Source organism: Halorubrum sp. Ea8, assembly GCF_002252925.1.
Taxonomy (GTDB): Archaea; Halobacteriota; Halobacteria; order Halobacteriales; family Haloferacaceae; genus Halorubrum.
On sequence record NZ_NHPF01000147.1, the window covers coordinates 54739 to 65199 of the forward strand.

Annotated in this window: 9 protein-coding genes, 1 tRNA gene and 1 pseudogene; 7 read left to right on the plus strand and 4 right to left on the minus strand. The window is 67.6% G+C overall.

Annotated features, from left to right (window positions below; genetic code table 11):
• The first annotated feature begins 1176 nt into the window (after nucleotides 1-1176).
• Nucleotides 1177-1365, plus strand: coding sequence for a hypothetical protein (locus DJ74_RS17080; RefSeq protein ID WP_094528027.1), 189 nt, complete (start codon nucleotides 1177-1179; stop codon nucleotides 1363-1365).
• Between the two features lie 322 nt (nucleotides 1366-1687).
• On the opposite strand, the gene DJ74_RS19770 is transcribed toward DJ74_RS17080, so the two are convergent.
• The gene (locus tag DJ74_RS19770; RefSeq protein ID WP_254922195.1) at nucleotides 1688-1813 is read right to left on the minus strand and encodes a hypothetical protein; all 126 of its coding nucleotides are present in this window, start codon (nucleotides 1811-1813) and stop codon (nucleotides 1688-1690) included.
• Between the two features lie 110 nt (nucleotides 1814-1923).
• A tRNA-Arg gene (locus DJ74_RS17085) sits at nucleotides 1924-1998 on the minus strand.
• A 209-nt stretch (nucleotides 1999-2207) separates the two neighbouring features.
• Between DJ74_RS17085 and DJ74_RS17090 the strand changes: the two genes are divergently transcribed.
• Entirely contained in the window at nucleotides 2208-2810 is a 603-nt protein-coding gene (locus DJ74_RS17090) for a recombinase RecA (RefSeq protein ID WP_094528028.1), read from the plus strand.
• A 158-nt stretch (nucleotides 2811-2968) separates the two neighbouring features.
• A complete protein-coding gene (locus DJ74_RS17095; RefSeq protein WP_094522786.1) occupies nucleotides 2969-3391 on the plus strand; it encodes a CoA-binding protein in 423 nt (140 codons plus the stop codon).
• A 19-nt stretch (nucleotides 3392-3410) separates the two neighbouring features.
• Here DJ74_RS17095 and DJ74_RS17100 read toward each other — a convergent pair whose 3' ends face one another.
• Nucleotides 3411-4391 carry a PLP-dependent cysteine synthase family protein gene (locus DJ74_RS17100; RefSeq protein ID WP_094522788.1) on the minus strand — a complete coding sequence of 327 codons (981 nt, stop codon included), beginning with the start codon at nucleotides 4389-4391 and terminating at the stop codon, nucleotides 3411-3413.
• Between the two features lie 141 nt (nucleotides 4392-4532).
• On the opposite strand from DJ74_RS17100, the gene thrS reads away from it, so the two are divergent.
• From thrS to DJ74_RS17120, 4 genes are all read left to right on the plus strand, one after another.
• Nucleotides 4533-6509: a threonine--tRNA ligase gene (gene thrS, locus DJ74_RS17105; protein WP_176451374.1), complete on the plus strand. Its 1977-nt coding sequence runs from the start codon at nucleotides 4533-4535 to the stop codon at nucleotides 6507-6509.
• A 117-nt stretch (nucleotides 6510-6626) separates the two neighbouring features.
• Nucleotides 6627-7787, plus strand: a complete 1161-nt coding sequence (locus tag DJ74_RS17110) for an alanine--glyoxylate aminotransferase family protein (protein WP_094522792.1) — start codon at nucleotides 6627-6629, stop codon at nucleotides 7785-7787.
• 93 nt (nucleotides 7788-7880) lie between these two features.
• Nucleotides 7881-8990, plus strand: coding sequence for a guanosine monophosphate reductase (locus DJ74_RS17115; RefSeq protein WP_094528030.1), 1110 nt, complete (start codon nucleotides 7881-7883; stop codon nucleotides 8988-8990).
• Nucleotides 8991-9135: 145 nt separating this feature from the next.
• Nucleotides 9136-9867 carry a methyltransferase domain-containing protein gene (locus DJ74_RS17120; protein WP_094528031.1) on the plus strand — a complete coding sequence of 244 codons (732 nt, stop codon included), beginning with the start codon at nucleotides 9136-9138 and terminating at the stop codon, nucleotides 9865-9867.
• Nucleotides 9868-9915: 48 nt separating this feature from the next.
• On the opposite strand, the pseudogene DJ74_RS17125 reads toward DJ74_RS17120, so the two are convergent.
• Nucleotides 9916-10283, minus strand: a pseudogene (locus DJ74_RS17125) (MFS transporter); the annotation flags it as partial.
• Between the last annotated feature and the right edge of the window lie 178 nt (nucleotides 10284-10461).

A 10461-nucleotide genomic window follows, 5' to 3' on the forward strand; every position in this document is an offset into this window, starting at 1 on the left:
GCCGTCGACACGTCGGGATCGGATATGAAAATACGGAGTCATGTATCGAATTCCGTTGAACGACTGTACATGCGATTCCGCTCAGCGGCCGTCGGAGGTGAGTGCTGGCCGCCGATCCGGCAGTCCTTCGCTCGAAAACGGACGCCTCCGAGATCGGGTCCAACCCGACTCGTCGGGCGCGCGTCCCACTGCAGGGGGGGTCGACGGTCGCCGCTTGCCGAAGCGTCCGAACCGATACGACGGATCGGATAGATTCGCGAATCGGTCCCGGAGTGTCGTTCAGACGAACGACGCCCATCTGAAAGCGACCGGATCGAACCGCTCATCGGCGGTTTCTGTTCAGGAGCCTTATTATTATATAAATATGGTATTTCCGTCGTAATATATTTTAACATACACTTCTATCTGTCTGCCGATTTCCGCGTCGTTCGTCCCCAAAACAGACGACCGGTTTCGCAGAGGACCGCCGATGTGGAACCGCTTCGCCGACGTACAGTATCACGCCGTCGACGAGGGAACGTCGTGTATTCGACGGGAAGATGTCGCGCCACCGACGAGGGGACGCCGCGCCGTCGACGCCCGAGGTCGCGCCGTCTGCGTCGTGTTCGTCGTGAATCGTCGCGAACGAGCTCCAGGCGGTCTCGATCCCGTCAAGTCAAGCTCTACGTGTGACGAATCGGTCAGTCCGGGGTCCACGGCGGCGTACGGCCGATATCTCCGCCTGTCGAGGCGAATCGCGAACTCATCGAGGGAGACGCTATCGGACGTTGTCAGTTTCTGACGAACTTTGTTGGCGACGCTCCGCGGACCGACCTCTTGTCTCCAGTCGTGAACGGAGCGCTACTTTGATTGGAGTCGAATACATAAAATCTTATAGTGGTATATTAAACCGGTAGCTCGGCCGAGAGAGATCGAATCCCGGGCTTCGGTAGCACTGACGGTGTCGTCCCCGGGGTGACGAAATATCGGCTGAATGTCGGGCCGTTACGTCGGAGACGACTCATTCGTCTGAATGTATCGCTCGGTGGCACGGATCGATCGCGCCGCCCCGGGAGTCGCAGGCCCGTGCCGGCCGTCGGGCGCGGAGCCGTTCTAGTCCGAGCAGTAGTTAGACGGGGTCATGAGCCCTGATCCACCAAGTCAACGAGTTATTCCTCTTGCATGTGTATTGATCACATGGATCATATCCTAAACGAGGTAACGAACACAGTCCACAAACGGACGCCCGGCGCATCGGCCGTCGAAACTCCGTGTGGCGTCACGTACAACGTCGCAGACGAGCACCTTCGTCGAGTGTCCAGCGACAGCCTCGTGACGACCGCCACGAAATGCGGTCGCTGTTTCGATGACGGAGGCGGATACTGAGTTCACCGTCCGTCGGGACGGACGCCTCGCACCGCATCCGGCTCGCATGACCGTGTCGATCTCGTAATACGTATGCCCTCGGTCGCCCGTCACTCCCCTCGGGTTTTGCGGGTTTCGACGGTGCTCGTTTCGAACTCGCACGGCCGAGAGTGATGCAAGTAAAAGCGGTCGGGTCCCGGCGGCTCAGGGATCGTGCTCGCGAACCGTGAACTGACACGCCGGCTCACCCGAGACGAGCGACTCCGGGAGTCGCGGGAACTCGCAGAGAGACGTGAGAGAGGGGAGCGAGCCGGCGATTGGGCTTCAGTTCACCCCGCGGCTCTCAGACGCCGAGCAGGCGGGCGACGACGCCCGCGAGTACGAGTATCCCGCCGAGTATAAACGTTCCCGGAAGCGGGAGAGCGAACACGACCACGCCCACCACGATGACAATCGTCGAGGTTCGCATGCGGGATCCGATTCATCTCCGCCACTCATAACGGTTGTGCCGGTGCCAAACGGAGGCTAAATCGGCCGAAAAACGCCTTGCTACCCGAGTGTTCGCGGTGCAGAGATACATGGGCGCTGCAGGATTTGAACCCGCGACAGCTTGGTCCGAAGCCAAGCACTCTATCCAGACTGAGCTAAGCGCCCGTACCGTTTGCTATCTCGTTAGACGTTTTAAGTCCCGCGGTTCGGAAGCGTCGGATAGTCGTCATCGACGGCTCTCGGGTTCGTGACCGCGAGCGATCAAAAAGAATATTATCGGGACTGGGTATGTATCTCTTAGTAGATGTGTCTTGGTCGTCCGGCCTGCCAGCCGAATGAGTGGCCCGGTTCGCTCCCGTCGTCGAGGTGCGCCCATGTATGATCTGAGGCCGCACTTCGACAAGGAGGTCGACCCCGGGACGAACCTCCTCCTCACCGGCCCGCCGCTGACCGGCAAGCGGTCCATGATGATGGACGTGTTGGCCGCCGGGACCGACCGCGGCGACGGCGCGATCGTCGTGACCACGAAGGACGGCGCCGACCGCGTCCTGAAAGAATACGAGAAGCGGACGCCCTACGGGGGAAAGCCGGTCGCCGTCGTCGACTGCGTCACGCGCCAACAAGGCGTCAGCGACGCCCGCGAGTCGGATCGGATCAAGTACGCCTCCTCGCCGGTGGATATGACGGGAATCGGGATCAAGCTCTCGGAGTTCCTGCAGGCGTTCGGCGACCGCGGCATCGAAGAGAACCGCGTGATGGTCCACTCGCTGTCGACGCTGCTGATGTACTCGGACCTCCAGACGGTGTTTCGGTTCCTTCACGTGTTCACCGGGCGCATCCAGAGCGTGAACGGACTCGGGCTGTTCAGCATCGACTCGACCTCCCACGACGACCAGGCGATGAACACCCTCAAACAGCTCTTCGACGGCGTCATCACGCTCTCCGAGGACGGCGAGCCCGAGATTCGGCTGGCCTGAATCAGCCGGTTCGATACCTCTTCTTCTCGTTTCGACCTCCCCGACTCCGGCCGGGCCGGGCTCGATCGCTACGGCCTCGATCGCTGTGGCCTCGATCGCTCCGCCGGCCATCGAGTTCGAGTGATGGATTTAATCGCCGCCGCTGCGAACGCTAAGCTATGCCCGTCACCGACGACGAGGGACTCGACCGACTGCTCGACGCCGACACGATCGCCGTCGTCGGCTGTTCCACGACCACCGGCAAGGCGGCTCACGACGTGCCGGCGTACCTCCAGCGGCACGGCTATCGAATCGTTCCGGTGAACCCGTTCGCCGACGAGGTCCTCGGTGAGCCGGCGCACGACGAGCTCGCGGACGTCGACGCCGAGATAGACATCGTGAACGTGTTCCGCCCGAGCGAGGAAGTGCCCGAGATCCTCGACGCGGTGCGCGAGCGACACGCGGCGCGCGGCGACGCGGGCGCGGCTTGGCTCCAGCTCGGGATCACCCACGACGAGGCGGCCGCGGCCGCGGAGGCCGACGGGATAACCGTGGTACAGGACCGCTGTATGAAGATCGAACACGGCCGCCTCCGCGGATAGGGCCCGGACCGAGTCGCGACTAGCCCTCCCACTCCTCGAACGAGCGGTACACGCCCTTCGAGAGGTAGCGCTCGGAGGAGTCGCAGAAGACGGTGGCCACCGTGTCGTGGGGCGCGTCGATCGCGCCGGCGCGGATGTCGCGGGCGACCCGCTTGGCCGCGATGGCGTTCGCCGCGGCGGAGGAGGCGACGAGCTGTCCCTCTTCGGCCGCGAGTCGGCCCATCTCCTCGTGGACCTCGCGGTCGGGGACGGTGACGATGTCGTCGACGACGTCCGGGTCGAAAAGCTCGTTGCGGTCGATGTCGTGGGTGCCGATCCCCTCGGTCTTGTACTCCTCGTGCTCGACCTCCTCGCCGAGGAACTCGCGGTACGCGGAGCCGGCGGGCTCGACCGCGACGACGTGCGTGCCGGGGTCGCGCTCGCGGAAGTAGCGGGCCATTCCCATCAGCGTCCCGCCCGTGCCGCAGCCGGCGACGACGGCGCCCACCTCGCCGTCCAGCGCCTCGTCGATCTCGGGGGCGGTCGTCTCGTAGTGGGCCTCGGCGTTGAGCGGGTTCGAGAACTGCTGGGGGACGACCGCGTCGTCGAGCTCCTCCGCGATGGCGTGTGCGCGATCTATCGCGAACCCCATCCCGTCCTCGCTCGGGGTGTTGACGACCTCCGCGCCGAGCGCGCGCATGAGCTGCTGTTTCTCGACGGAGAACCGCTCGGGGACGACGAACACCGCGTTCAGCCCGAGCTGTTTCGCCGCGACCGCCAGCCCGATCCCGGTGTTGCCGGCGGTCGGCTCGACGACGGTGCCGCCCTCCCCGACGTCGCCGCGCTCGAGCATGCGTTCGAGCATGTGCTTCCCGATCCGGTCTTTGACGCTCGCGCCGGGGTTGAACGACTCCAGCTTCGCGTACACCGGCACCGCGTCCGGCGAGTCGTGCACCCGGACGAGCGGCGTCTCCCCGATCGTCTCCAACACCGACGACAGGGGCTCCCGATGGGTCGTCATGTTCCCGAGATCGTTGCCGCCCCTTTTGCGTGTTTCCATGAGCGCGTCGATCAGGGTGCGACGCCGGTCCGGTGAGTGACGGCGTGCCGGTGAGTGACGGCGTGCCGGTGAGTGACGGCGTGCCGGGGATCGAACAAACTTATGCCCCTCGTCCGGTTCCGAAGAGGTATGAGCGAGACCGATGCGCAGGCCGACGTGACGGTCGTCCTTCCGGACGGATCAGAGCTGGACGTTCCGGCGGGGGCGACAGTCGAGGACGTCGCCTTCGAGATCGGCCCCGGGCTCGGTCGCGACACCGTGGCGGGGAAGATCGACGGCGAACTCGTCGAGAAGCACGCCGAGGTCCACGACGGCGCGCGGATCGAGATCGTCACCGACCAGTCCGACGAGTACCTCACCGTGCTGCGCCACTCCGCCGCCCACGTCTTCGCGCAGGCCCTTCAGCGGCTCCACCCCGAGGCGACGCTCACCATCGGCCCCCCGACCGACGACGGGTTCTACTACGACGTGACCGACGTCGACCTCGACGAGGACGACCTCGACGCCATCGAGGACGAGATGGAGGCGATCATCGAGGCCGACTACGACATCGAGCGCGAGGTCCGGTCCCGCGAGGAGGCTACGGAGATCTACGCCGACAACGAGTACAAGCGACAGATCTTGGAGGAGGAAGCCGACGACGAGGAGGTCACCTTCTACGTGCAGGACGACTGGCAGGACCTCTGTCAGGGCCCGCACGTGGAGTCGACCGGCGAGATCGGCGCGGCGGCCTTACTGGAGGTCTCCGCCGCCTACTGGCGCGGCGACGAGGAGAACGACACGCTCACCCGCGTGTACGGGACCGCGTTCGCGTCCGAGTCCGACCTCGAGGAGCACCTGGAACTGCGCGAGGAGGCGTTAGAGCGCGACCACCGGAAGATCGGTCAGGAGATGAACCTCTTCTCGATCCCGACGGTGACCGGGCCGGGGCTCCCGCTGTATCACCCGCCGGGGAAGACCGTGCTCCGCGAGCTCTCGAACTTCGCCAACGAGCTCAACCGCGAGAACGGCTACGAGGAGGTCGAGACCCCCCACGTGTTCCGGACGGAGCTGTGGAAGCAGTCCGGACACTACGAGAACTACAAGGACGACATGTTCCTCCTCGACGTCAACGACGAGGAGTACGGGCTCAAGCCGATGAACTGCCCGGGTCACGCGACTATCTTCGACCAGCAGTCGTGGTCGTACCGCGACCTCCCGCAGCGCTACTTCGAGAACGGGAAGGTGTACCGGAAAGAGCAGCGCGGCGAGCTCTCCGGGCTCTCGCGCGTCTGGTCGTTCACCATCGACGACGGGCACCTGTTCGTCCGTCCGGACCAGATCCGCCAGGAGATCGAGTCCGTCATCGAGATGATCTTCGAGGTCGTGGAGACGCTGGACCTGGACGTCGAGGTCGCGCTGGCGACCCGCCCAGACAAGTCCGTCGGCGGCGACGAGATCTGGGAGTCGGCCGAGGAGCAGCTCCGCGACGTGCTGGAGTCCGGCGGCTACGACTACGACGTCGAGCCGGGCGACGGCGCCTTCTATGGCCCGAAGATCGACTTCGGCTTCGAGGACGCCCTCGGCCGCGTCTGGGACGGCCCCACCGTCCAGCTCGACTTCAACATGCCCGACCGGTTCGACCTGACCTACACCGGCGAGGACAACGAGGACCACCAGCCGGTGATGATCCACCGCGCGCTGTACGGGAGCTACGAGCGCTTCTTCATGGTGCTCATCGAGCACTTCGACGGCGACTTCCCGCTGTGGCTCGCGCCCGAACAGGTCCGCATCCTGCCCGTCTCCGACGGGACGCTCGGCTACGCGCACCGCGTGAAAAACGAGCTCGAAGACGCCGGCTTCCGCGTCGAGGTCGAGGACCGCGACTGGACCGTCGGCCGCAAGATCCGGGCGGGCCACGACGACCGGCTCCCGTACATGGTCATCGTCGGCGACGACGAGGAGGGGTCCGGGACCGTCTCCGTGCGCGACCGCTTCGAGAACCAGCGCGGCGAGGTCGAACTCGACGCCTTCGTCGACCACCTCGTCGCGGAGCGCGACGAGAAGCGGACCGAGCCGGACTTCGTCGACGACGACTGAGGCGGGTCGCGCGATACTGAGGCGGGTCGCGCGATACCCTCGCACGGGCGCGATTCGGCTCCCGACCGGCTTGCGCGTTCCGTCGCGTTTTTATCGCCGCCGATTCCTTTGTCGCGTATGTCGAATCAGGTTCCGACGGTCGACGAACGGCCGCCCGACGTCGGGGAGCTGACGCCGCCCGATCGCACGCTGATGGGGCCGGGTCCGAGCGACGTTCACCCGCGGGTGCTGAAGGCGATGAGCACGCCGCTCGTCGGTCACCTCGACCCCTCGTTCGTCGAGATCATGGACGAGGTCCAGGAACTGCTCCGGTACACCTTCCGGACCGACAACAAGTGGACGATCCCGGTCTCGGGGACGGGGTCGGCGTCGATGGAGGCCGCGATCGGGAACCTCGTCGAGCCGGGCGACACGATGCTGGTGCCCACGAACGGCTACTTCGGCGGGCGGATGCGGTCGATGGCCGAGCGCGCGGGCGGCGACGTCGTCGAGGTCGACGCGCCGTGGGGCGAGCCCCTTGATCCGGTCGACGTGGAGCGCGCGTTCGACGAGCACCAGCCGGACGTCTTCGGCTTCGTCCACGCCGAGACGTCGACCGGCGTCCGCCAGCCGGACGTGCCCGCGCTGACCGATATCGCGCACGCCCACGACGCGTACGTGATCGCGGACTGCGTCACCTCGCTCGGTGGCGTCGAGATGCGCGTCGACGAGTGGGACGTCGACGCCGCCTACTCCGGCCCGCAGAAGTGCCTCTCCTGTCCGCCCGGCGCGAGCCCGCTCACCCTGAACGACCGGGCGATGGAGAAGGTGCTCTCGCGCGACGAGCCGGCCCGCTCGTGGTACCTCGACCTCTCGCTGCTGGAGGGGTACTGGGGGGAGGACCGCGCGTACCACCACACCGCGCCGATCACGAACGTGTACGCGCTCCGCGAGGCGCTCCGACTCGTCGCCGAGGAGGGGATCGAGGAACGGTGGGCCCGCCACCGCGACGTCGCCGGCGAGCTGAAGGCCGGCCTGCGGGACCTCGGACTTGAGATGAACGCCGCCGAGGAGTACTGGCTGCCGAGCCTGAACGCCGTGCGCGTCCCGGACGGCGTCGACGACGGCGTCGTCATCGACCGCCTCCTCGCGGAGTACGACCTCGAGATCGCCTCCGGGCTCGGCGACCTCGAAGGCGACATCTGGCGGATCGGCTGTATGGGTCACTCCGCTCGCCGGAAGAACGTCGAGTACGTGCTGGCGGCGCTGGCGGACGCGCTGGCCGAGCAGGGGTTCTGAGCGGTCGGGAGCGCGCCGCACCCGCTCGCTCCGGCTCACACTCGACTCGCCAGCGCGGGGTTTATTAATACGGGTCCCTCTCCTTGGTAGGGGATGAACGATCTACGAACCGGACTGAGCTACGGGGACGTGCTGCTCGTCCCGCAGCGGTCGCCGGTCGACAGCCGGAGCGACGTGGACCTCTCGACGCCGTTCACGCCGAGCCTCGAACTGGAGACGCCGCTCGTCTCGGCGGCGATGGACACCGTCACCGAGGCGGAGCTGGCGATCGAGCTGTCTCGCGCCGGCGGACTCGGCGTGCTTCACCGGTTTCTCACCGTCGACGAACAGGCGGCACAGGTCGAACGCGTCGCCGCCGCGGGCGAGCGGGTCGCCGCGGCCGTGGGGATCAACGAGGACTACGTGGCCCGGAGCGCCGCGCTGGTCGCGGCCGACGTGGACGCCGTCGTCGTGGACGTCGCGCACGGGCACCTCGAACGCACGATCGCGGCGGTCGAGGCGATCGCCGAGGAGTTCCCGGAGACGGACCTCGTCGCCGGCAACGTCGCGACGCCCGCGGGCGTCGCGGACCTCGCGGCCGCCGGCGCGGACTGCGTGAAGGTCGGGATCGGCCCCGGCTCGCACTGCACCACGCGGAAGGTCGCGGGCGCCGGGGTCCCGCAGCTCACCGCCGTCGACGACTGCGCGACGGCGGCGGAGGACCTGGACGCGACGATCTGCGCCGACGGCGGGATCCGCACCTCCGGCGACGCGGTGAAGGCGCTGATGGCGGGCGCCGACACCGTGATGCTCGGGAGCCTCTTCGCCGGGACGACGGAGGCGCCCGGCGCGGTCGTCGAGGTCGACGGCACGCGGTACAAGCGCTCGCGGGGGATGGCGACGACCGCCGCCGCCGAGGACCGCGACGACAAGGGGACCGACGTGGTCGCCGACGAGGGGGTCGAAGCGCTGACGCCGTACAAGGGGCCGGTCGCGGCCGTCGCCGAGGAGTTCTGTCAGGGGATCCGCTCGGGGCTGTCGTACTGCGGCGGGCACACGATCGGGCGCGCCCGCACCGAGGCCGAGTTCATCCGCGTCGCGCCCGGCGCCAAGGAGCGCGAGGGGTTCCACACCGACGACGACTGGGAGGGGATCAGCGTCGACAGCGAGACGCAGCGGGTCGGCGACGCGACCGACGAGAGGCCGGCCGAAAGCGACGACTGAATCGCGGGAGACGCCCGACCGACGACCGAGTGACCGGAGACGCCCGACCGACGACTGAGTCGCCGATCGAGGGACGCGTGGGGGCCATGCGTCTGTCTGACTCACTCGCGAGCGACTTTTCACGGTGACCCCGCACTCTCGACGCATGACGGACGCCTTCGGCCGCGCGATCCGAGACCACTTCCGCGGCGAACGGGACGAGCCCCTCCTGCACCGGGACGGCGAGGAGACGGTCGAGCACCCGATCGAGGCGTTCTACTTCGCCGACTTCGACCCGAGCGAGGACCCGGCCCACGAGTGGCTGGCGTCCCGCCTGCGGGGTCCGCTCGTCGACCTCGGCGCCGGGACCGGGCGACACGCGCTGTACTTCCAAGAGCGGTTCGAGACGGTGGCGATCGAGCCGAGCCCCGCGCTGGTCGAGACGATGCGGGAGCGCGGCGTCGAGGACGCCCGCGAGGGCGACATGTTCGCGCTGCGCGAGGCGTTCCCGCGCGACCGGTTCGGCTCGGCGCTCGCGAACGGGACCCAGGTCGGGCTCGCGGGATCGATGCGGGGACTCACCGAGTTCCTCGGCGACCTCGCGTACGTGACGACGCCGGACGCGACCGCCGTCGTCGACTGTTACGACCCGACGCACCCGGCGACCGCCGACCTCGTCGGCTACCGGGACGACCCGACGCCGGGGCTCGCGCACCGCGTCATGTTCTTCGAGTACGAGGGCGAGACGAACCCGATCCTCCAGCTCCGGCTGTTCAGCCCCGCGCGCCTTCGCGAGGCCGCGGTCGGGACGGGCTGGGCGGTCGAGGAGGTCGCCCGCGGCGACGACGAGAACGGGTACCACTACCGCGCCGCGCTGCGGAAGCGCGGCGACGAGTAGGCCGCTCGTCTCCCCTCCTGTCCATCGGTTTCAGTCGCGGGACTCGGCCTACCACGTCGTCAGCGCCGCTCGCCCGTGGTCGTACGCGAGCACGCCGACGAAGGCGAGCACGCCGGTGATCGCGAACGCGCCGCCGACGTAGGAGACGGACGCCATGCTCGCTTCGACCATCAGCCAGCCGGCGATCAGCGGGACGGCCACGGAGCCCGGACGCCAGACGAGCTCGCGGATCCCGAAGCCGGAGGCGACGCCGCCATCGTCGGTCCCCTCGTCGGCGAACAGCGCCATGCTCGCCGGCTCGCGGAAGGAGTCCGCCACGCCGAGCAGGCCGGAGAGGGCGACGAGGGGAGGTACGCGGGCGGCAGCTCACCAAGGACCGGAAGCGTCACCCCGGCGCCGAGCGCGGCCCCGACCGCCGTCGGGCTTATGTGGAGCGAGCGACCTCTCCCGGGCATGGGCGACCCCGCCTGCGACCGTCGGTTCTGTCCCGAGTGCGACCTCGCGGTGACGCGGGCCGACGACGTCTGTCCGGAGTGCGGCGCGCCGGTCGACACCGACGACGACTGAGACTGGACCGTCGACTGAGACTGGACC